The following is a 21156-nucleotide window of genomic DNA, read 5'->3' as shown; positions in this document are numbered from 1 at the left end:
GCTTGCATACGCATCGTGCGCTCTGCTGCAAGGACAATAGTTCTCAGAGTACACGCGCAGGCGAGAGCTGGGAAATCTCCTGCGATCGCTGCGTATCCAAAGCCTGTGACTGGCGCAAACTTTCCTGCACAGGTGGTACTTCGGCTGCCAGATCGATCTTGGCCCGGAAGCCCGGCGTGTTACCGACGATCCAGGCATTGCCGTCTTGCACCGTCACGCTGCGCAGCTGGTCGACGTTGACGATGCCTGCGCGCTTGGCTTCCACAGTGGCATGCAGGGCTACGGCGTCGGACGTGCCTTGTGGCAACTTGCTGTGGATGGAACGGTACAACGGATCATTGGACAGAGCCGGCGCGCCCGGATCTACGCAGCGCTCGGGAGTAGTGCCGAGCGGCAGCTTCCAGCCAGGGGCTACATAGACTGGCTTGTCTTCGCGCTCCATGCGCTGCTGCGTTTCCCTCCAACGCTCGGCTGCCATCTCCGCTGCACCGGCACCGGGGGCCAGCGTGCCGCGCAGGTGATTGATGCCATCGACCACGCTCATGGACTGCAGGTGGCGCGATGCCAGAGTCAGGCCGCTCCGCAGCAGTGCCACATCAGCACGGTACTTGTCGATCATCGGCGCATATTGCTGCGCCAACTGCAGAGATTTGGGATCTTCCAGCACCGAGCGATCCGGATTGCCTTTGCAATCCACCGGGAGGAAGTTATGGATGCGGTGTGAGTCACCGAGCGGGATGGCTACAGCTGGATTTCGCGCATCCAACACGCCATGGGTATTTTCGTAGCCAGCCTTTTCCAGCAAGGCGATCTCTCGGGACGAGGCATAGACCCTCACCTGACCGTAGTGCTTGCTTGCAGCACTGACTGCATCGCCAGCCATCACATGATTGAATACATCGGTGCCGCCTTCGGGGATGCGCCGGTCTAGGCTGACGGCGCCGTAGGCGTTGAAGGTCTCGCCCTTTAGGCCGTAGTGATGTGCCGTGACCTGCGCCAAGTCGCCGCCAAGCGAGTGGCCGGTGACGGTGACTGCCGGGGCCGCTCCATCCTTGCCTATTTTTTGCGCATAAGCGAACGCGTGTTGTGTCAGTTCAAGCGCATCCTCCACCTGGCGGTTATGACGTGCTGCAACCATGCCACCATCCGCGTGGGCACCATCTTGTTTTGGTTGACGCTCGAATTCTGTTCCTCGATGAGCAACGATGATTTCGTTTGTGTCGATCCGTTGATAAATGATGCCCTGGTAGCCGGATGCGCTATCGGCATACTCCAGGCGGCGATAAGAAATTCCGCCAATATCTACTGGGCTGCTGTTTGCTCCGACTTCCTTGGGGCGGTCGTAAACATCCTTCGAAAGCGCTGCATATTGCTGGCTTGTGAGGCTCATAACTGAACCCTCTCTGCAGTCAAGGTGACTTTGAAGATGTTGTTTCGCGCGTCATCATTGAATTGATCGACAGAAAGTCGACCGCCATCCGGGAAGTTTTCCATATCTTCCTTGGGGTAACGACCTTTCCAGAAATAGGTGATCTTGGGTGCTGAGCTATGAATCTCGCTCTTAAAGAGGACTGGCTGAAATCGTGTTTCCTCTTTCTTTCCAGTGGCTTTCAATGAGATGCCAACTCCATTGAGTTCAAATACGCACATGCCCTTGCCGTAGTAGTCTGCATCGACCATGCCATCGGCATAGATCGTCGCCACATAGGTGGATGCATCACGCTTCTCGAAGTGTATGGGAATTGCATCCTCTTTTTGCTTTGTCGACATGCCCAGCGAACGATCAAAAGGCGTGCAGGCATCGCGGTTGGTCATTTCGTAAAACGCCGTGCCTGAGATCCAGTCAAAGGGCCCTGGCGCATCTTCAATCATCATGGTGATGCGATACGCCTGCACTGGATGCGGGTTCTTCTGATAGACCGGATCGGTGTCGACGTTGTAGGGAGACGAAGGTTCGCCGGGGGCATTCATGGGCTTGCATCCTGCAAAAAAGAAGGGCACGAGGAGGAAAGCAAAGCGGCCGATAATTTTGGGGGTCATGGAGATGCTTCTGCTGCATGCGGACATTGCGCAATGAAGATACGCAGTTTAGACGCGAATTCGGAGATCCGCGCCAATGCTGGCATCGCGCCAGCGCGCCAATCCGATGTGACAGGGTCAGCAGAGGCTCAAAAGCCAAGCCGTCGATCAACGCATTACAGACGAACTGGTCATGCCTTGCAAAGCGACAAAGCCATGGATACACCAGTCACCAATTATTATGCAGTAAGCGGTTGGTTTCTTCGGGCGGCTTGCTGGCCGTACATACATCAGTGCATGGCGACTGGAAGCCAATAATAGATTTATACTCCCGCATGCAAAAGGTGCAACAATCGTTGTTGCAGTATGGGCCACTCATAACGAGCGCCATACATTTGGACTCAGAAGTGAGTGGTTGCGAAATGGTGCAAAAATTTTCCTAATAGCTATGTTTTAATTGCAATTATTTATTGTAGCGTCCTGTAATCAATATTGTTTGAAAATAGGCTCCGAACATTCTTTGTAGATGACCTTGCAATCATCACCGGAATTTCTTTTTTGGCAGAGACTTAGCGCATCTCTGCTCGCTATCTCGATGGATGGCCCGTTTGAAGAAGCTCGCTCAATGCGGCCTAGTCTGCTTGGTTCAGCAACCGCTGCGCATTGGTTTTTATAGGAGTGAATTATATAACATTTATTATTGCTGGTGTTTTGGCAATTTCCGATTGCTTCTTGCTCTGCTTCTGATTTTTTTAGTCGCCCTGTAGACACACCCAAATCGTCTGCTCCGTCGCTTGCAATTGCCCCCCATGTCTTTATCCATTTCCCGCTAGGACGTGCTTCCTGCTGAACTGAATTTCCTTGCATCGGTGCGCACCCAACAGCACCTTGTCCGCCGATTTGATATTGCCCTGGAGGACAACCCTGAGCAATAGCGATTGTTGGAAGAAATAAGAGGAAAAAAAATAGCGGAAAAAGAAATCTCATGGCAATGTCGCCTGTAAGTATTAAAAAAAGCCATTTTTTATGTCGAGATTCGATCAGGTACTCAGATCATCATTCCTGACCAGCTTGTCCGCGTGATCCGGCTGGTTGCGTCAGTTGGGCTGGTGCCGTCTGGGTTACTCTGGTCGCCTGAGAGTGGAGCGATGAATTAGTCGCTGCTGACCTTTCTTCGCTCTTCGCTACCTGCTGTGGTATATACGACCCAGCCGGCTGCCCCTGGGGGCCTGGCGCTGCTGTGTTGTTGAACGCGGAGTAGGCCATGAACGTGCCCATATTGCCCTGCCATAGGGCGGCGGCGATGGTGGGGACGGTGACGATGAGCATGGTCATGATCAGGCCGATGCCGCCTTGCTGCAGGGCCTGGCTGGACAAGCCTTCGGCATCGCCGAATTTTATGAACTTGACCGCCCAGTAGGCCGCGGCCACCTTCGCGGTGAACTTAAGCACCATGGCCGTGACCACCGACAGCATAGCCATCGAGAACAAGGTGCCGATGAGGTAGAACAGCCACTTCTTGAACAGGTCCTTGGTCTGGTCGAAGACCAGCGCCAGGATGAAGATCGGCCCGACGCCGATCAAGAAGGCCATGGTGAACTTGAACAGCAGCAGCATCGCGCCAGCGGCCATCGGTGGGCTAGCGGTGCCGAAGCCCGCCAGCATCACGGCCCTGCCTTTTTTCTCCAGCATCTCCGGCTCGCTGGCATCCACCCGGACGGCATCCAGCGCCGCCAAGGCGATCTGGGTGTAGGCCAGGTTGTCGTCGATGGCATCCTCAGCGGTGCTGTCGTCGTCACCGGTGAACAGACCGTGGATTTCCTTGTCCAGGTTCTGGGTCATCGTCTGGTGCAGCATGGCCCCGTTGGCCCCGACCACCGAGGCCACGCTGATGATGATGGCGACTTTGGCCGCCTTGATCATGGTGGCCATCGCACTCTCGCGCGATTGCCCGGTGGCGATACGATAGCCCAGAATCAGGATCCAGAGCGTGGTTACCGTCAGCGCGATCGTGCTGACCCACTTCATGGTTTCCTTCATTAAATCGAGGCCGAACTCCTGGATTTCCTGGTTGAAATAATCGCTGACCAGTTTGAAGAAAACGAAGTCGCCGAGGTTGGCGTCCGCCAGCGGCTGCAACCAGTTCATCCCGCCCTGAAAAAAAACGTTCATTGCTGTCTGCCTATGTACCGTAATGAGGCTTTGGTTGCCTGCTAATTCATTTACTTGGACAGCGCAATCTTTAAAGCAGCTGCCTGGATGACCTGTCCGAGGATGTCGCCCTTGTCACCTTCTAGCGCCCGCTTGGCCAGCAGAGTCTGGTCACTCTTGAGGCCTGCGATGTAAATGTCATAGGCCTTCATCCTGGCTTCCCAGTGGCTGAGTTCCATCGCGTTGCGTGCCGCATAACGCTGAACTTCGTTGTCGTTCGCAGCGAGCGCACCCTGCTTGTCTCCCCCTCCATCGCGCTGGCGTTGCACACGTTCGAAGTCTCTGGAGCGTTCCACAAGGCGCTGGATCATCAAAATCGCCTCGTTGTACTGCGAGTTTTGTGCTACCACAATTTGCTTGCAAATTTCGTTTTGCGTTTTCTGCAAATCGTTGCCAGTAAGCGAACCCAATGAAATCGGCACCATTTTTTCAAAAACGCCCGCAATGCCGGAAGCGCCGGGGCAGTAAGCGTCCAGTCCATGACTCAAATCGCGCAAGACAAAGTTGTTTTCCAGTTGGGGCTCATTGAACTGCAGGCGCTGCAACTTGATGAGCTGCTGCTGGTAATGCTGCAGCTGCTGTTGATACTGCTTGATCGTCTCGGTCCATCGCTTGGCTTGTTCCGCATATTCCTTGAGGTCCTTTGCCATACCCGTAGGGTTGGTAACGACCACCTGCGCGTTGGCAGACCCTGCACACAGCCCGATGCTGAGCAGCAGGCCGGCGGCAAGGCGGGAAATCGGATGGCGGAGGGAACGTACGGTCATGGCGAGTCTCGTCGATCTTTTCGGTATAGATTGGGTAGCGGGAACAGTGGCAGCGGACAGAGGTGACGGCCGCATACTTGGTCAGCAGACAGCGCTGGCTTTATAGATGATCGGCTCGTTGCGAATGAGTGAGGCCGCTTCCTCGGCACACAGCGCCCTGCGACAGGGACTGCCGCCTTGGGGCGTTGGGGGATGATTGCCTGCTGGGCCATGATCCTTATGCGCGATGAGGCAGGTTTGGTGCGAACTGTGGCACACACTTAACCAAAATTCTACTAATGAGGTCAGGCTGTACTCCTGGGGGGAGCCGTCCGGGCGCGGCCCGGCTTGCTCTGCCCGTTTGTGTAGGAAAATCCCTACAGTCGATCGCGGCATTTGCCTGCGTAGCCCTTTCCTTTGCCAGCCCCGGTCAGTAGGCAGCGGGTGCGGCACGGACTCAACCGGATCGGACGGCAATCCACACACGCCCTTGGCTTCAACAGCCGGAGTCGGTTGCACCCCTGCGCCGCCGAAGCGCCAGCGGTGCCGCGGGCGCCCGGGCTGGAGGCTATGCTCCCCCTGTCAGCCCTCCCACACCGGCAATTTCTTCGCCACCGCCACATTCTTCAGCGTCACGTACTTCGGCAGGCCGTCGCTGCCGTAGGCCAGCGGCGCCTCGCCCTTGATCAGCGGGGCGAAATAGCGGCGGGCGCGCTCGGTGATGCCGAAGCCGTCCTTGCGCAGGAAGCTGGGCGGCATCTTCTTTTCGTGGTTGGCCACCTTGTGCAGCGGGGCGGGCACGATCTTCCAGCGGTACGGCGCGTCGCTGACGCGTTCGATCACCGGGATCACCGCGTTCATGCCCTTGAGGGCGTATTGCACTGCCGCCTTGCCCGCGGCCTGGGCCTGTTCCCAGTCGGTCTTGGAGGCCAGGTGGCGTGCGGAACGCTGCAGGTAATCGGGCAGCGTCCAGTGCACCTTGTAGCCGAGTTCCTGCTTGACCTGCGCGGCCAGGAACGAGGCCACGCCGCCGAGTTGCGCATGGCCGAACGAGTCGGTCGCGCCGCCGGCATCGGCGACGAAACGGCTCTGCGCGTCCTGGATGCCTTCGCTGGCGACCACCACGCACCAGCCCACCTTGTTCACCACCTGCTTGACCTTGGCCAGGAAGGCGGCCTGGTCGTAGGCACGCTCGGGCAGCAGGATGATCTGCGGTGCATCGTCCGGGCCCTGGCCGGCCAGGCCTGCGGCGGCGGCCAGCCAGCCGGCGTGGCGGCCCATCGCCTCATAGATGAAGACCTTGGTGGAGGTGTCGGCCATGGCGGCGACATCCAGTGCGGCCTCGCGGACCGACACCGCGGTGTACTTGGCCGCCGAGCCGAAGCCGGGGCAGGTGTCGGTCACCGCCAGATCGTTGTCGATGGTCTTGGGCACGCCGATGCAGTGCAGCGGGTAACCATAGGCCTTGGCCAGCTGCGAGACCTTCCACGCGGTGTCGGCCGAGTCGTTGCCGCCGTTGTAGAGGAACCAGCGCACGTCGTGCGCGCGCAGCACCTCGAGCAGGCGCTCGTATTTGGCACTGTCTTCTTCCAGCGACTTGAGCTTGTAGCGGCACGAGCCGAACGCGCCGCCCGGAGTCTGCGCCAGTGCGGCGATCGTGGCGGCAGACTCCTTCGAGGTGTCGATCAGCTCCTCGCGCAAGGCGCCCAGGATGCCGTTGCGTGCGGCCAGTACCTTGATCTTGCGCGCGCGTGCCTCGGTGATCACACCGGCGGCGGTGGCGTTGATGACGGCAGTGACGCCGCCGGATTGGGCGTACAGCAAGTTGCCAGTGGACATAGGGGACGGGCTCCTTACATGGGAGATGGCGCAGGGGACAGTGCCGGGACATTCCCCGGATGCGGTAAGCTGCACGACCATACGGTCAGCGCTGGCGAAGACCTGAGTCTAACGCCGCCAACCGCAACGCGTTTTTATTCGAAAGTGGAGTCCACTGATGCGATTGGTTCTGTTGGGACCGCCCGGTTCGGGCAAGGGCACCCAGGCGACACGTCTCAAAGACAAGTTTGGGATCCCGCATATTTCCACCGGCGATCTGCTGCGCGCCGAAGTGGCCGCCGGCTCACCGCTGGGTCTGAAGGCCAAGGAAGTGATGGCACGCGGCGATCTGGTTTCCGACGAGATCCTGCTCGGCATGCTGGAGGCGCGGCTCGGTCAGGCCGATGTCGCCAAGGGCTTCATTCTCGACGGCTATCCGCGCAACGTGGCGCAGGCCAATGCGCTGGACGACCTGCTCGGCAAGATCGGTCAGCCGCTGGATGCGGTGGTGCAGCTGGATGTGGCCAGCGAATTGCTGGTCGAGCGCATTGCCGGCCGCGCCAAGGCCGAGGGCCGCGAGGACGACAATCCCGAGTCGGTGCGCAAGCGCCTGCAGGTCTATACCGACTCCACGGCGCCGGTGATCGGTTTCTACGAACAGCGCGGCAAGCTGGCACGCGTGGACGGGGTGGGCACGCTGGATGAAGTGCTGGAGCGTATCGGCACCGCGCTCGGTCGCTGAGCCGGGTTGGGTGGGCCGGGCAGTACGCCTGGCCCGCACAGATGCGCGCTGGCCGCCGGCGTGGCGTCACAACCCATTGATTGCGCAAAAGAAAAACCCCGGGCGTACAAGACGACCGGGGCAGAATAACGCCAGTAATGAGCTTGCTCAGAGCCCCACAGCATGAGCTCCCTGGGGATTTGGCCTCTTGGGGAGTAGGACCAAAGGGGTGCTGCGACTGGCGTTCAGCATAGCGATGGATGTGACGCAGTTCTCATATCGGGAAATTCCTGACAATGCGGTAGGGGTTTCCTGACAATACGGTCGGCGGTTGCGTGGAATGGCCCGCAACTCCGGCGATCGGCGACAATGCGGCCCATGACCAAACTCCATATCCTCGGCATTGCCGGGACCTTCATGGGCGGTGTCGCCGCCCTTGCGCGCGAACTGGGCTGGCAGGTAGAGGGCAGTGACCAGGCCATCTATCCGCCGATGTCCACCCAGCTGGAAACCCTTGGCATCGCGCTGGCACAAGGCTACGCGCCGTCCAATATCTCGGCAGATGCAAGCGATGTCGTCATCGGCAATGCCTTGTCGCGCGGCAACCCGGCGGTGGAAGCGGTGCTCGACGCGGGCCGTCGCTACAGCTCCGGTGCGCAGTGGCTGGCCGAGCAGGTGTTGCCGGGCCGCGACACCCTGGCCGTTGCCGGCACCCACGGCAAGACCACCACCACCACCATCCTGAGCTATCTGCTGGACGCCGCCGGGCGCGCACCGGGTTTTCTGATCGGTGGCGTGGCCGAAGACTTCGGCGTGTCGGCCCGGCTGGGCCAGGGGCGCGAGTTCGTGGTGGAAGCCGACGAATACGACACCGCCTTTTTCGACAAGCGCAGCAAGTTCGTGCACTACCGGCCGCTGGTGGCGATCCTCAACAACCTCGAGTACGACCACGCCGATATCTTTCCGGACGTGGCCGCGATCCAGCGCCAGTTCCACCATCTGGTGCGCACGGTGCCGGCGCGCGGGCGGCTGATCGTCAACGGCGAGGATGCGCGCCTGGCCGAGGTGCTGGCGATGGGCTGCTGGACGCCGGTGGAGCGCTTCGGTTTCGATGCGGCGCTCGACTGGAGCGCACGCTTGATCGCCGCAGACGGCAGCGCGTTCGCGGTGCTGCAGCGTGGGGTGGAGATCGGCCAGGTGCAGTGGCCGCTGGTCGGGCGGCATAACGTGCTCAATGGGTTGGCAGCATTGGCGGCCGTGCATGCGGTGGGCGTGGATCCGGCGACGGTGATGCCGGCGCTGGCGCGCTTTCAGAGCGTCAAGCGGCGGTTGGAGCTGCTGGGGCAGGCAGGCGACATCACCGTGTACGACGACTTCGCCCATCACCCCACCGCGATCGCGACCACCTTGCAGGGCCTGCGTGCGAAGGTCGGCGCGGCGCGCGTGCTGGTGGCGATGGAGCCGCGCAGCAATTCGATGCGGGCGGGCGCGCATGCGCAGGCGTTGGCGCCGTCGTTGCGCGATGCCGATGCAGTGGTGTTCCTGCATCGGCCCGAACTGGCCTGGGATGCCGCACCGATCATCGCGCAGGTGCGCGGTGATGCGCATGTGGCGCATGACGTGGAAGCACTGCTGCAGACCCTGGGCGAGATTGCGCAGCCGGGCGACCATGTAGTGTTCATGTCCAATGGCGGTTTCGATGGCGCGCCGCGTCGCTTTCTGGCGCAATTGCCCCGATGACCGACCTCACGACCACCGCCGACACCAGCGCCCTGCCATTGTTTCCGTTGCACAGCGTGCTGTTGCCGGGTGCGGCGATGGGCCTGCGCGTGTTCGAGCGCCGCTATCTGGATCTGGTGCGCGAGAGCGGCCGCACGGGCAGCAGCTTCGGTGTGTGCCTGATCCTGGATGGCACCGAGGTCGGCGTGCCGGCAACGCCGGCTGCATTCGGCACCGAAGTGCGTATCGAGGATTTCGATGTCGGCGCCGACGGCGTGCTGGTGTTGCGCCTGCGCGGCACGCGTCGCTTTCATGTACGGCGTTCGCGCATCCGCGACAACGGGCTGGTGGTCGGCGAGGTGAGCTGGTGCGAACCCGACAGCGACGACGAATTGCGCCCCGAGCATGGCCTGCTGGCAACCGTGCTCGAGCGCCTGCTCGAACAGGTCGGTGGCGAATTTGCCTCCGCCGGGCCTGAGCTGCTGGACCAGGCGGCATGGGTCGGCTGGCGGCTGGCCGAACTACTGCCATTGACCGAGCAGCAGCGTCTGTCGCTGTTGCAGCAGGACGATCCGCACCGGCGCCTGGACCAGTTGCTCGCCTGGATGCCGTGACACTAAGACAACGGCGCGCGTGACCCATCACCGCGCTTGCACCCTTGCAACGGCACACTCGCCACGCTTGAGTGCGCTCCCGATGGCATCCCTGCAGTGGATGCGCGCATTGGCGTCACTCGTTATCGATCCACGGAGTGTGCCTTGATCATCGATGTCAAACCGCGTGTGGCGGATGTATTCAGTCAGGTCTGGCGGACCCTGGCGGTGTTGTTCGTATGGGACGTGTTGATCACGATCATCTACTACGTGCTGCCGTTCCGCGCGCCTGCATTGCCGTTGACCATCTTCGGTTCGGCCTTGGCCTTGTTCCTGGGCTTTCGTGCCAACTCGACCTACCAGCGCTGGTGGGAAGGGCGGGTGCTGTGGGGCCAGATGATCAATGCATCGCGCAATCTGGTGCGTTTGAGCATCAGCATCCTGTCCGCGCCGGAAGCGGCAGCGCTGGGCCGCAGCATTGCGTTGCGCCAGATCGCCTACGTCAATGCGTTGCGGTGCCAGCTACGGCGGCTCCCGGTGGCGATGGCGCTGGAGCCGCGCCTGCAGGCCGACGAAGTGGCCGCGGTGATCACGCGCACCAATGTCGCCAACGGCCTGCTCGACGCCACCGGACGCAACGTCGAGCAGGCACGTCGCGATGGCTGGATCGACAGCATTCAACAAGCCAGTGTCGAACGCATCCTGGTGGATATCGCCAACGCGCAGGGCGGCATGGAGCGGCTGAAGAATACGCCGTTACCGTATCAGTACCGGTTCTATCCAAACCTGTTTACCCGGCTGTTCTGCGTCCTGCTGCCGATCGGCCTGGTGGAGACGCTGCAATACGCAACGCCGGTGGGGTCGACCGTGGCTGGCCTGATGTTCCTGGCGGTGCTCAAGATCGGCGACGAACTGGTCGACCCGTTCGCCAATACCATCCACGACCTGCCGCTGGACAGCATGTGCCGCACGGTGGAAATCGACGCGTTGCAGGCAGTCGGAGAACCGGCGCCGGAACCGATGCAGCCGGTGGATGGCGTGTTGTGGTGAGTGCATCGCGCCTCGACCAATGCGGCTTGTGCGCATCCAAACGGCGCTGAAGCGCAAGCTTTCAGGTAAACGAACGGTGCGGATGCGTCGGTTGTAGAGCGGCTGACCTGCGGCTTGGCTGCAGGGGCCCTTTGCCCGCCTACCAGCGCGGGACACCCTGCAAGTAGCTCTTATCTCCAGTACTGCGCGCGCGGTCGCTGGCCGATCGCCGCTGTAGCCCGATCGATCAACGGCGCTGGTGTGACGACGCCGATGCCGCCGGGTGGGATGCGGTGTTTTCCGCCTGCGGTGCAGCGTTGTCTTTGTCCTCCGGCCGCAACACATTTTCCGACCTGCTGTCGATCAGGATCACGGGCACCTGCGAGCGTCGACGCTGTTCCAGGCGATGCGGCAGGGGGTCCAGTGCCTGGCGCAACGCGCTCAGTGCCGGGTCGACCCCGCGCAGCGGGTACCACAGGCCGATCAGGCTGAAGTGCCGGCTGTAGCGCAGGGTCTGGGTGCTGCCCACCCATAGCGGCTGAGCGCCGGGCTGCAGGCGCGCGGCCGCCGGCCACAGGCGCAACACATGCACATGGCCGGGCGCCGCGTGACGCACCATCAGCAGGGCTTCGACCTGCGTGTCCAGCGTGGCCGGCAGAATCGGCACCTCGTCCGGGCGGCCGCTGACATCCAGCAGATGCAGCGCCTGTTCCCAGCCGGCCTGCGGTTGCACCCGCCAGCCGCGTGCTTCCAGCTGGCGCTGCAGCGGTGCCAGCGGGCCGGCTAGCTGCACGTCCAGCGGCCAGCGCTGATCGTCGTCGAATTCGTTGCGGCGTGCGGGCAGCAGGCGCCACTGGCCGTTCCACCAGTCATCGGCGGGCAATTCCATCAGCAACGGCGGCGGCGGTTCGAACTTGGCCAGTTTGGTGTCCAGATTGCGCGGCGCGAACACGATCGCGCAGGTCAGGAACACACCGTAGAAGATCCACGAGACCGGCTTGACCCAGAACGCACGGGTGGCCCGACGGCGATAGGCGATGCCCAGCACCAGCAGCCAGAAGATGCCGAACAGCATGCCGCCGACCACGTCGCTGAGCCAGTGTGCGCCCAGGTACAGGCGCGCGAAGCCGATCAGCGACACCATCGCGCCACTGACCAGATACGGCCACACCCGGCGGCGGCCCGGCAGCTCCCGCGCGATCAGCAGCGCGAAGAAACCAAAGCCGATCGTGGCCATGGTGACCGCCACCGACGGAAACCCGAAACCGCTGCTGGCCGCCGGCGGGCGCACCACCTGCACGGTGGCGCCCAGCAACTGGGTCAACGCCAGGCCGAAGGCCAGCGCGATCACCCAATGCGTCACCGCCATCCAGCGGCGCCGCCAGGCCAGGTAGCCCATGGCCGCCGCGATCGCCGGCAGCAGCACCTGCCAGTCGCCCAGCGAGGCCAGCGCCACCATCGGGTAGTCGGCCAGCGGGTTGCGCAGCGCCAGCATCAGATCGTGCACGGCCAGGTCCACGCGCAGCGGCTCGCCATGCGCCAGCACCACCATCAGCAACACGAACCAGCCCCAGCCCAGCAGCAACAGCATCAACGCCATCATCGCGAGCGGCACCGACTCGCGGCGGCGCGGGTCGAACACGCTGACCGACCAGTTACCCAGGACCGGATGCCGATGCGACCACTCCAGCAACCGCGCCAGCAGGGCATCCAGATGGCCGGCCGACCAGCGGTAGGAGTACAGCACCATCGCCCAGGCCAGGCCGATCACTGCAGCCAGCAAGGTAACCACCACGAACAGGCGGCCGGCCACCGCGGCCACCGCGTCGTAGGCGGTGCCCAGCACCCAGCCGGGCACCAGGAACAGCAGCGCCCACGAGATGCAGGCCAGGCCGCTGGCGACCAGATAGCGCTTGAACGGCATGTGCGACATGCCGGCAATGGCCGGCACGAACGGCCGCACCGCGCCCACGTAACGGGCGATCAGGATGCTCTTGAAGGCATTGCGCCGAAACAGCAGCTCGCCACGCTCCAGCAACTGCGGGTAGCGGCGGAACGGCCAGTAGGTGTGCAACTGGTGACCCCACCGGTGGCCGACCCAGAAGCTCAGCGTATCGCCGGCGAAGGCGCCAAGGGCGGCGCAGGCCACCGCATACGGCCCGTTGATCTGGCCCAGCCCGATCAGCACGCCGATGGCGAACAGCAACGGCAGCGCCGGCACGATGGCGCCGAGCACGATCACCGCATCGGAAAATGCAATGGCAAAGATCGCCACGCCAGCCAGGGTGGGGTGGTGTCCGATCCACTCCAGCGTGGCGTCGATCCATGAATTCATCCCACGATTATAGGTGGGCATGGCGACGAGGTGACTTCGCCGTCATCACATCGGCCCGGCCGCTTCACCTCAGGTTGCGAGCGGACAAGACCGCAGGGGCAACGCGCGCTGTGGCGATGCGGGCGCCCCGCCTACAATGGGGGATGAGTGACGATCCCGCCGCCAATCTGCCGCTGAAGTCCGATACCTTCGGGCGCATCCTGTTGATCCGCGAGGCCGACCGCCTGTTCGTGCGGCGCGACCTGAGCGTGGCGCCGTGGCTGTTGCGCGGAGTGGCCTGGTGGCTGGCGCGGCGCGAAGCGTTGGCCCTGCGCCAGCTGGATGGCTTGCCACGCACGCCGCGGCTGTTGCGCTGGGACGGGCGCCATCTGGATCGCAGCTATCTGGCCGGCGATGCGATGTACCGGCGCCCGCCGCGTGGCGATCTGGCCTACTTCCGCTGCGCGCGCAGGTTGTTGCAGCAGTTGCATCGGCGCGGCGTGGCGCATAACGATCTGGCCAAGGAGGCCAACTGGCTGGTGCAGGACGACGGCAGCCCGGCGGTGATCGATTTCCAGCTGGCGGTACGCGGCAATCCCCGTGCGCGCTGGATGCGCCTGCTTGCCCGCGAAGACCTGCGCCACCTGCTCAAGCACAAGCGCATGTATTGCCCGGCTGCGATCACCCCGGTGGAACGCCGCGTGCTCAAGCGCACCTCCTGGGTACGCAAGCTGTGGTTCGCCACCGGCAAACCGGTCTATCGCTTCGTGACCCGCCGCGTGCTGCACTGGGAAGACAACGAGGGGCAGGGGCCGAAGCCCTGAAGTGCCGGGATTGGGGAGTTGGGATTGGGGATTCGCAACGGCGCATGGCTTGGGCTGTGGGTTGGTCGATGCGAGGGATGAGGCGACACGCTGTTGCGAATCCGAAAGCTCAAATCCCGCACCGTTCTTGCGCGGGTTATAAGCTTTTGCGAATCCCCAATCCCAAATCCCCAATCCCATGACCCTAAACGGCAAAACCCTCTTCATCACCGGTGCCTCGCGCGGGATTGGCTTGGCGATTGCGTTGCGGGCGGCGCGGGATGGGGCCAATGTGGCGATTGCGGCCAAATCGGCGGTGGCCAACCCCAAGTTGCCCGGCACCATCCATAGCGCGGCCGCGGCGGTGACGGCGGCCGGTGGGCAGGCGCTGGCACTCAAATGCGATATCCGCGACGACGACCAGGTGCGTGCGGCCGTGGCCGCCACGGTCGATGCCTTCGGCGGTATCGATATCCTGGTCAACAATGCCAGTGCGATCTGGTTGCGTGGTGCGTTGGACACGCCGATGAAGCGCTTCGATCTGATGCAGCAGGTCAACGCACGCGGCAGTTTTCTGTGCGCACAGGCGTGCCTGCCGCATCTGTTGCAGGCGCCCAATCCGCACATCCTCACGCTGGCGCCGCCACCGTCCTTGAACCCGGCGTGGTGGGGCGCGCATACCGGCTACACCCTGGCAAAGATGGGCATGAGCCTGGTGACCCTGGGGCTGGCAGCCGAGTTCGGCCCGCAAGGCGTGGCGATCAATGCGCTGTGGCCGCGCACCGTGATCGCCACCGATGCGATCAACATGATCGACGGCGTGGACGCGGCCGCGTGTCGCCGGCCGGAGATCATGGCCGACGCGGCGCATGCGGTGCTGACGCGCAAGGCGGCTGGATTCCATGGCCAGTTCCTGATCGACGACGATGTCCTGGCCCAGGCCGGCATCACCGACCTGAGTGGTTATGCGGTCGACCCGTCGCGTGCGCTGTTGCCGGATCTGTTTCTCGACTGAGCGCGGCCAACATCGCGGCCCGCGCTCGTAGGCGGGAGACGGAGCGCGACCGGGCCTCGACGCGCGCAGCTGCCGCGCTTCAAGGCGTGGGTGCGGCCCACCAGCAGTCGCGCCGTGGAGGCCTGGCTGCGGCCGGACCTGGGGCGAGCACACCCAGTTCACAGTCGGGTTTGCTATCGTGTGTAGTTGAAAACGTTTCCAACAAGGATGTACCGCGCGTGTCTCCGAAGTTTCGTGTGCTTGTTCTGGCGGTCTGCGTGTCCGCCCTGGTGGCCGCCTGTGGCGGCAAGTCGCAGCAGCCTGCAACCGGTGCCGACAGTGCCGATACCAAAACGACGGGAAGACAGCTGGATTCCCTGCAAGGCGTGACCGCCAAGCTCGGCGCCTATATCGACTGCTTCAACCGCGTCAACGCGAAGGTGCACGCCGGCGCCAGGTACTACACCGGCTGGATGCAGGACCCGTTCGCCGGCCCGACCGGTGACGAGTCCGGCATGACCGGCCCGTACGATATCGACGATGGCGACATGCAGCAGTGCGACGCACCGGTCAGCGCGGCCGCTGCGGCGAAGCCAGCGCTGCCGGCGCTGGACAAGGCAGCAGGCGACTATCGCGCGGCATTGAAGGCACTGCAGCCGATCAGTCACGCAGTGGCCGATTACTACACCCGCCAGGATTACGAGGACGACCAGTTTGCCAAGGGCAAGCAGCTGCACCCGCAGCTGATGGAGGCACTGTCCACCTACGCCGATGCCAGCGCCGCCTTCAGCGCCGAACTGGACGTGCAAAACGACGCGGCGCAACGCGAAAAACTCAAGACGCTGGAGCAGGGCGAAGGCCGCACGCGCGAGTACTACCGGCTGGCGATGATGCTCGACGCCAAGCAGATCGCCGATGCACTGGAAGAGGAACAGTTCGACGTGACGCGTGCCAACGCGCTGCTGGACGGCTTCAACCGCCTCTCCGATGAAGCGCACGCCAAGGTGGCCGACCAGGAGCCGGGCAAGCTGGACTGGAACAGCTTTGAAACCGCTGCAGAAACCTTCCGCAGACAAGCCAAGGCGCGGGTGAAGCGTGTGGTCGAAAAAACGCCTTACAGCAAGATGGAGCAGGGCTGGCTGGATAGCCCCTCGCTGGCGCCCGAAGGCTCGCCGCGCAAGTTACTCAACACCTACAACGCGCTGGTGTTCCAAAGCAATCGTCAGTAATCACTGCTGTTTCCAGCCATCGCGCGCGTGCCGGGCGACCGGCTGCGCCGGATGCCTTTCGGCCGCACGCTGCGGCGCCACCTTCTTCAACCTATCAATGGAACGCCAGATGACCCATCAACTTCGTTATGCGCCGCTCGCCGCGGCGATCGCGTTCGCCGCACTGCTTGCCGGCTGCCAGAAAGACGCGCCCGCCGCCGCGGTGGAAGGCGCCGACAAGATCAATGCCTACATCACGTGCTTCAACGGTGTCGAGCAGCCGATCCATGAGAGCTACCAGCAATACATCGGCTGGATGCAGGACCCCGAGGCCGGCCCGACCGGCAAGGAGAGCGGTATCCATGCACCGGGCACGGTGCTGTCGCATCACGTGGACGAATGCGGGGCGCCGATGACCGCGGCGTTGGCGCAAACGCCCGCCAACCCCCAGCTCGATCCGGTGGCCAAGACCTATCAGGAACGCTTCACCACGCTCAACGAGCGTATCGGCGAAGCGGTGCGCTACTACGACCGCGAGGATTATCTGCGCGATGACGGCAAGGGCATGAAGGCGCTGCACGCGCCGTTGATGCAGGCCTATCACGCGTTCTTCGAAGCCGGCGAAGCCATGAATGCCGCACTCGAACGCAACGAAGACATGCGTCGCCAGGCGCAGATCGATGCGATCGAAAAGGAAGAGGGCCGCAGTGCCTCCTGGTATCACCTGAAGATCATCGGCGAAGGCAAACAGCTGGTGCAGGTGCTCGACAGCGACACGCCGGATCTTGCCGCAGCGCAAGCCCAGCTCGCACGCTACCAGGGCATTCTGGAAGAGGCGCAGAAGGCCAAGGTCGGCCAGGGCGATGCGATGTGGGGTCACATGGAACGTTCCGCCGACAAGCTGGCGCGCGAGTCGGGACGACTGGTCGAGCGTATCCGCACCAAGACACCATTGAACAAGAGCGAGCAGATGCTGCTGGAAAGTGGCTCGCTCCCCCCGGGCGGCACGCGCCAGGCCGTGCTGGCCAGCTACAACGACCTGATCGACATGAGCAATCGCATGTCGCATTGATGCTGCGCACACATCTGTGTCGCGTTGCGTAAGCGCATCGAACAGATGACTGTGCCAGCCTCAAAGATGCTGAAATTCTGACCTTCAGCGTCGTTAGATGGTCTCAAGCAAAAATGGTCGAGGGCGCGGTGCCCTCACCGCCTGCGGGACACGCCGTGAACCCGTCCCTGGGGGCTCGGTGGCGGCATCCATGCCGCCACACGGTCCCGCAACCGGCGAGGACACCGCACCTGGAAGTTTCAAGGTTGCTTCATTGAAAGCCTGCTCATTACTCGGCGTGTCTTGGATTACTAATTAGGCGTGCTCTTATAAAAACGCGCACGTCATGCTCTGCTTGCACCCGCACACCGATCGTCTCGACTGGTCCTTGCCCGCTCACCGTCGCGGGACCCTGAGCGGCATGGATGCCGCGCCAGAGCCTACATGGACGTACTTGCGGCGTGTCCCGAGAGGATGGGCGGGCAAGGGCCTGCAGCAAAGTCGCAGATCATCGGCGCTACGGCTGATCTACTAGGCCGTATCAGTTGCTCTATCTGCGGCCACTGATCGGTGGCCGCAGTCGTCGCGTCAAGTCCGCAGCACCGCGTCAGCCGTTGGAACTCTCCGGCAGCGGCTCGGCACATTGCCGGCAATAACGTGCATCCGGCGCGTGGCCTTCCAGCCCGCACCGCGGGCAGTTGCGGGTATCGCGCTTGCCGGCGTGGCCGCCTTCGCGCAGTGTGCTGGCCAGTTCGGCGGTGTAGATGCCGGTGGGCACGGCGATGATGCTGTAGCCGATCAGGATCAGGGCCGAGGTGACGAAGCGGCCCAGCGTGGTCTGCGGCACCAGGTCGCCGAAGCCCACCGTGGCCATGGTCACGATGGCCCAGTACATGCTGGTCGGGATGCTGGTGAACCCGTGTTGCGGGCCTTCGATCACATACATCGTGGCGCCGGCAATCACGGTGATGGTGAGCACGCTGAACAGGAATACCAGCACCTTGCGCCGGCTGCGCCAGAGCGCGTCCACCAGTTGCCCGCTTTCCTCGATGTAGCGGGTGAGCTTGAGGATGCGGAACAGGCGCAGGATGCGCAGCACGCGTACCACCAGCAGCGTCTGCGCACCCGGCACGAAGAACGACAGGTAGCTGGGCAGGATCGACAGCAGATCGATCACGCCCCACACGCTGAGCGCGTAATGCAGCGGGCGCCGCACCACCGCCAGGCGCAACCCGTATTCGACCGTGAACAGGACCGTGAACGCCCATTCCAGCGGCACCAGCCAGTGCGCCGAATGCGAATGGATGCGCGGCACGCTGTCGATCATGATCACCATCACGCTGGTGAGGATCGCCACCACCAGCATCAGGTCGAAATTGCGCGACGGACGGGTGTCGTGCCGGTAGATGATGTCGAACCATTGCCGGCGCCAGCCGTGGTCGGTGGCGGGAGTGAGCTGGGGATCGGAGAAAGGGCGCATCCGCGCATTGTGCCGCAGGCCGGCGAATGCGCGAGAATGCGCGTTCTCCCTCCGCTTCTGCGACCCACCATCATGAGCACCGCTGCCGATTCGCCCCTGTCCCTCGCGCATTACTACCTGCCGGTGTACCGCCCGCGCCAGGTGGTGCTGGAGCGTGGCCAGGGCAGTCGCGTGTGGGACGACCAGGGCCGCGAGTATGTGGATCTGTCCGCCGGCATCGCGGTCAACGGGCTGGGGCACAACGATCCGGATCTGATGGCCGCGCTGACCGAACAGGCCGGCAAGCTGTGGCACACCAGCAACGTGTTCTTCAGCGCACCGCCGCTGCAGCTGGCCGAAGAGCTGGTGACCGCTTCGCGCTTCGCGCACAAGGTGTTCCTGTGCAACTCGGGGACCGAGGCCAACGAGGCGGCGATCAAGCTGGTACGCAAGTGGGCCAGCAGTCACGGCCGCCCCGCCGACAAGCGCGTCATCGTGACCTTCCGCGGCAGCTTCCACGGGCGCACCCTGGCCGCGGTCACCGCGACCGCGCAGCCCAAGTACCAGGAAGGCTACGAGCCGCTGCCCGGCGGGTTTCGCTATGTGGACTTCAACGACGTGGCGGCGCTGGAGGCGGCCATGGCCTCGGGCGATGTGGCCGCGGTGATGGTCGAGCCGATCCAGGGCGAGGGCGGGGTGATGCCGGCCGCGCCGGGTTTCCTGAGCCGCGTGCGCGCGCTGTGCGACCAGCACGATGCACTACTGGTGCTGGACGAGATCCAGTGCGGCATGGGCCGTACCGGCACGCTGTTCGCGCATTGGCAGGAGCAGGTGACGCCGGACATCGTGACGCTGGCCAAGGCGCTGGGTGGCGGCTTCCCGATCGGCGCAATGCTGGCCGGCCCGAAGGTGGCCGAGATCATGCAGTTCGGCGCGCATGGCACCACCTTCGGCGGTAATCCGCTGGCCGCGGCGGTGGCGCGGGTGGCGCTGCGCAAGCTGGCTTCGCCGCAGATCGCCGAGAATGTGGAGCGTCAATCGGCGGCCCTGCGCGCCGGCCTGGAGGCGCTCAACGCCGAGTTCGGCCTGTTCACGCAGATCCGCGGACGCGGCCTGATGCTGGGCGCGGTACTGGCGCCGGCGCATGCCGGGCAGGCCGGCGCGATCCTGGATTTCGCCGCCAACCATGGCGTGTTGCTGTTGCAGGCGGGGCCGGATGTGCTGCGCTTCGTGCCGGCACTGAATCTGACCGATGCCGAGTTGGCCGATGGCCTGGCGCGCCTGCGCCTGGCCGTTGCCGAGTACGCCGCGCAGAAGTGATCGACCTCTGCGCTTCCTTGCGCCATCGCGACCGGCGCTGTGCCGGCGAGCGCGGTTGGGGAGGAGGCGCAGGTCGTTGTGTTTCCCGATTTGCGCCAGGCCCTGTCAGGGCACGTGGCGTTGTTGCCGCAGGTACCTGCGCGGCTGTTGCAGGATCTGCATGAAGACAGCGGTGCGTAGCTGATGCGGATTGCGTATCGCGCGGTGCAGCCCTCTTGCGGCAGCGATTGGATAACGGCGGGGGGGCATGGAGGTTTGAGTTTTATCGCTCTACCGTACCCTCACCCCAACCCCTCTCCCGACGGGAGAGGGGCTCGCTTCTGCGTTCGTCGTTAACCCGACACCGACTCAAGGCGCCAACGCTGTCCCTGATCGTGGACGCCGACGCGTTCAATGCTGCGAGCAGCGTCTTGCGTCACCCCGAGAGAGTGACAGGTGTTCCGCGATGCTCAACGATTCCCGATTCCCGATTCCCGATTCCCGATTCCCAATACCCAATCCCCAATCCCCAATCCCGGCCCTTCACCCCAGCCCATACCGCTTCAACACCCGCCGCAAGCCGCGCGCATCGCGCACCGTGTCCGCATGCAGGCCGGCGGCACGCGCGCCGCGCACGTTGACGAACAGGTCGTCGACAAACAACGTGCGTGACGCGGCCGCATCGAGCCGGGCGAGCGCGCGCTGATACACCGGCAGCTCCGGCTTGCGGCCGCCGAGGGCGCCGCTGCACAGCACGCGGTCCTGCAATAGCGGAAACAGCGCTGGCACGATCCGCTCGATCGCTTCCGCCATCAACGGCCCGTTGTTGGTGAGCACCGCCACCGCGGTCGTTGCCGACACCGCCAGTGCCTGCGCCACTACGGCCGGCTCGGCGCGGCATGCCGCCACGCGCGCATCGATCCAGGTGGCGCGATCGATCACGCAGCCAAGCCCCTCGCCGAGCTGCGCCAGATAGGCCGACGTGTCGATCACGCCGGCATCGTAGGCGCGCTCCAGGCCCTGCTCGAACAAGACCTGTTGCACACGTTGCGGCGTGCATCCCGCCGCACTGGCAAGCGCAGCCAGACGACGCGGCCGCGAATAGCTGGCCAGCACGCCGTCGAAATCGAGCAGTAACAGGGACGGTGCGGCAGGCGGCATGGGTGGACTCG

The 21156-nt window shown here is 63.5% G+C and carries 18 protein-coding genes; 9 read left to right on the top strand and 9 right to left on the bottom strand.

All coding sequences use genetic code 11. The features are described 5' to 3' along the window. Window positions 1-43 precede the first annotated feature (43 nt). From EO174_RS10775 to EO174_RS10750, 6 genes are all read right to left on the bottom strand, one after another. Entirely contained in the window at window positions 44-1390 is a 1347-nt protein-coding gene (locus EO174_RS10775) for a hypothetical protein (protein ID WP_119127420.1), read from the bottom strand. Further along, the gene (locus EO174_RS10770; RefSeq protein ID WP_119127975.1) at window positions 1387-1971 is read right to left on the bottom strand and encodes a hypothetical protein; all 585 of its coding nucleotides are present in this window, start codon (window positions 1969-1971) and stop codon (window positions 1387-1389) included. The genes EO174_RS10775 and EO174_RS10770 overlap by 4 nt, the downstream gene beginning before the upstream one ends. 534 nt (window positions 1972-2505) lie before the next feature. Continuing rightward, the gene (locus tag EO174_RS10765) at window positions 2506-3006 is read right to left on the bottom strand and encodes a DUF4189 domain-containing protein (protein ID WP_126944473.1); all 501 of its coding nucleotides are present in this window, start codon (window positions 3004-3006) and stop codon (window positions 2506-2508) included. Window positions 3007-3075: 69 nt separating this feature from the next. Beyond that, window positions 3076-4191, bottom strand: coding sequence for a type IV secretion system protein (locus EO174_RS10760; protein WP_126944470.1), 1116 nt, complete (start codon window positions 4189-4191; stop codon window positions 3076-3078). A gap of 50 nt (window positions 4192-4241) precedes the next feature. Further along, a complete protein-coding gene (locus EO174_RS10755; protein ID WP_126944467.1) occupies window positions 4242-4997 on the bottom strand; it encodes a hypothetical protein in 756 nt (251 codons plus the stop codon). A 561-nt stretch (window positions 4998-5558) separates the two neighbouring features. Then, window positions 5559-6815, bottom strand: coding sequence for a 6-phosphofructokinase (locus EO174_RS10750; protein ID WP_126944464.1), 1257 nt, complete (start codon window positions 6813-6815; stop codon window positions 5559-5561). A gap of 157 nt (window positions 6816-6972) precedes the next feature. Between EO174_RS10750 and EO174_RS10745 the strand changes: the two genes are divergently transcribed. From EO174_RS10745 to EO174_RS10730, 4 genes are all read left to right on the top strand, one after another. Further along, entirely contained in the window at window positions 6973-7536 is a 564-nt protein-coding gene (locus EO174_RS10745; protein ID WP_104648828.1) for an adenylate kinase, read from the top strand. Between the two features lie 348 nt (window positions 7537-7884). After that, on the top strand, window positions 7885-9255 hold the full coding sequence (gene mpl / locus EO174_RS10740) for a UDP-N-acetylmuramate:L-alanyl-gamma-D-glutamyl-meso-diaminopimelate ligase (protein ID WP_206515067.1): 1371 nt from the start codon (window positions 7885-7887) through the stop codon (window positions 9253-9255). Continuing rightward, window positions 9252-9848 (top strand): LON peptidase substrate-binding domain-containing protein, encoded by a 597-nt coding sequence (locus EO174_RS10735; protein WP_104584045.1) that lies wholly within the window; start codon window positions 9252-9254, stop codon window positions 9846-9848. The genes mpl and EO174_RS10735 overlap by 4 nt, the downstream gene beginning before the upstream one ends. Before the next feature lie 144 nt (window positions 9849-9992). Continuing rightward, the gene (locus tag EO174_RS10730; RefSeq protein ID WP_126944458.1) at window positions 9993-10877 is read left to right on the top strand and encodes a bestrophin family ion channel; all 885 of its coding nucleotides are present in this window, start codon (window positions 9993-9995) and stop codon (window positions 10875-10877) included. Window positions 10878-11103: 226 nt separating this feature from the next. On the opposite strand, the gene EO174_RS10725 is transcribed toward EO174_RS10730, so the two are convergent. Further along, on the bottom strand, window positions 11104-13191 hold the full coding sequence (locus tag EO174_RS10725; RefSeq protein WP_126944455.1) for a bifunctional DedA family/phosphatase PAP2 family protein: 2088 nt from the start codon (window positions 13189-13191) through the stop codon (window positions 11104-11106). Window positions 13192-13334: 143 nt separating this feature from the next. Between EO174_RS10725 and EO174_RS10720 the strand changes: the two genes are divergently transcribed. From EO174_RS10720 to EO174_RS10705, 4 genes are all read left to right on the top strand, one after another. Beyond that, window positions 13335-13994 (top strand): serine/threonine-protein kinase, encoded by a 660-nt coding sequence (locus EO174_RS10720; protein WP_115677351.1) that lies wholly within the window; start codon window positions 13335-13337, stop codon window positions 13992-13994. A gap of 178 nt (window positions 13995-14172) precedes the next feature. Continuing rightward, a complete protein-coding gene (locus EO174_RS10715) occupies window positions 14173-14988 on the top strand; it encodes an NAD(P)-dependent oxidoreductase (RefSeq protein ID WP_104584049.1) in 816 nt (271 codons plus the stop codon). Window positions 14989-15206: 218 nt separating this feature from the next. Continuing rightward, window positions 15207-16196, top strand: a complete 990-nt coding sequence (locus tag EO174_RS10710) for a YiiG family protein (RefSeq protein WP_126944452.1) — start codon at window positions 15207-15209, stop codon at window positions 16194-16196. A 109-nt stretch (window positions 16197-16305) separates the two neighbouring features. Continuing rightward, complete coding sequence (locus tag EO174_RS10705; RefSeq protein ID WP_241240004.1) at window positions 16306-17247, top strand: YiiG family protein; 942 nt, start codon at window positions 16306-16308, stop codon at window positions 17245-17247. A 586-nt stretch (window positions 17248-17833) separates the two neighbouring features. Here EO174_RS10705 and EO174_RS10695 read toward each other — a convergent pair. After that, the gene (locus EO174_RS10695; RefSeq protein ID WP_104584053.1) at window positions 17834-18706 is read right to left on the bottom strand and encodes an ion transporter; all 873 of its coding nucleotides are present in this window, start codon (window positions 18704-18706) and stop codon (window positions 17834-17836) included. 72 nt (window positions 18707-18778) lie between these two features. Between EO174_RS10695 and EO174_RS10690 the strand changes: the two genes are divergently transcribed. Continuing rightward, complete coding sequence (locus EO174_RS10690; protein WP_126944443.1) at window positions 18779-20005, top strand: acetylornithine transaminase; 1227 nt, start codon at window positions 18779-18781, stop codon at window positions 20003-20005. 522 nt (window positions 20006-20527) lie between these two features. Here EO174_RS10690 and EO174_RS10685 read toward each other — a convergent pair. Then, entirely contained in the window at window positions 20528-21145 is a 618-nt protein-coding gene (locus EO174_RS10685) for an HAD-IA family hydrolase (protein WP_126944440.1), read from the bottom strand. Between the last annotated feature and the right edge of the window lie 11 nt (window positions 21146-21156).

This window comes from Xanthomonas sp. BRIP62418 (genome assembly GCF_003993495.1).
Classification (GTDB): domain Bacteria; phylum Pseudomonadota; class Gammaproteobacteria; order Xanthomonadales; family Xanthomonadaceae; genus Xanthomonas; species Xanthomonas euroxanthea.
This window is presented reverse-complemented; position numbering and strand designations above follow the sequence as displayed.

Bases quoted from the DNA above. Each gene is read 5' to 3' on its own strand.
- EO174_RS10775 (WP_119127420.1), bottom strand. From the start codon at position 1,390: ATGAGCCTCACAAGCCAGCAATATGCAGCGCTTTCGAAGGATGTTTAC.
- EO174_RS10770 (WP_119127975.1), bottom strand. From the start codon at position 1,971: ATGAATGCCCCCGGCGAACCTTCGTCTCCCTACAACGTCGACACCGAT.
- EO174_RS10765 (WP_126944473.1), bottom strand. From the start codon at position 3,006: ATGAGATTTCTTTTTCCGCTATTTTTTTTCCTCTTATTTCTTCCAACA.
- EO174_RS10760 (WP_126944470.1), bottom strand. From the start codon at position 4,191: ATGAACGTTTTTTTTCAGGGCGGGATGAACTGGTTGCAGCCGCTGGCG.
- EO174_RS10755 (WP_126944467.1), bottom strand. From the start codon at position 4,997: ATGACCGTACGTTCCCTCCGCCATCCGATTTCCCGCCTTGCCGCCGGC.
- EO174_RS10750 (WP_126944464.1), bottom strand. From the start codon at position 6,815: ATGTCCACTGGCAACTTGCTGTACGCCCAATCCGGCGGCGTCACTGCC.
- EO174_RS10745 (WP_104648828.1), top strand. From the start codon at position 6,973: ATGCGATTGGTTCTGTTGGGACCGCCCGGTTCGGGCAAGGGCACCCAG.
- mpl (WP_206515067.1), top strand. From the start codon at position 7,885: ATGCGGCCCATGACCAAACTCCATATCCTCGGCATTGCCGGGACCTTC.
- EO174_RS10735 (WP_104584045.1), top strand. From the start codon at position 9,252: ATGACCGACCTCACGACCACCGCCGACACCAGCGCCCTGCCATTGTTT.
- EO174_RS10725 (WP_126944455.1), bottom strand. From the start codon at position 13,191: ATGAATTCATGGATCGACGCCACGCTGGAGTGGATCGGACACCACCCC.
- EO174_RS10720 (WP_115677351.1), top strand. From the start codon at position 13,335: ATGAGTGACGATCCCGCCGCCAATCTGCCGCTGAAGTCCGATACCTTC.
- EO174_RS10715 (WP_104584049.1), top strand. From the start codon at position 14,173: ATGACCCTAAACGGCAAAACCCTCTTCATCACCGGTGCCTCGCGCGGG.
- EO174_RS10705 (WP_241240004.1), top strand. From the start codon at position 16,306: ATGACCCATCAACTTCGTTATGCGCCGCTCGCCGCGGCGATCGCGTTC.
- EO174_RS10695 (WP_104584053.1), bottom strand. From the start codon at position 18,706: ATGCGCCCTTTCTCCGATCCCCAGCTCACTCCCGCCACCGACCACGGC.
- EO174_RS10690 (WP_126944443.1), top strand. From the start codon at position 18,779: ATGAGCACCGCTGCCGATTCGCCCCTGTCCCTCGCGCATTACTACCTG.
- EO174_RS10685 (WP_126944440.1), bottom strand. From the start codon at position 21,145: ATGCCGCCTGCCGCACCGTCCCTGTTACTGCTCGATTTCGACGGCGTG.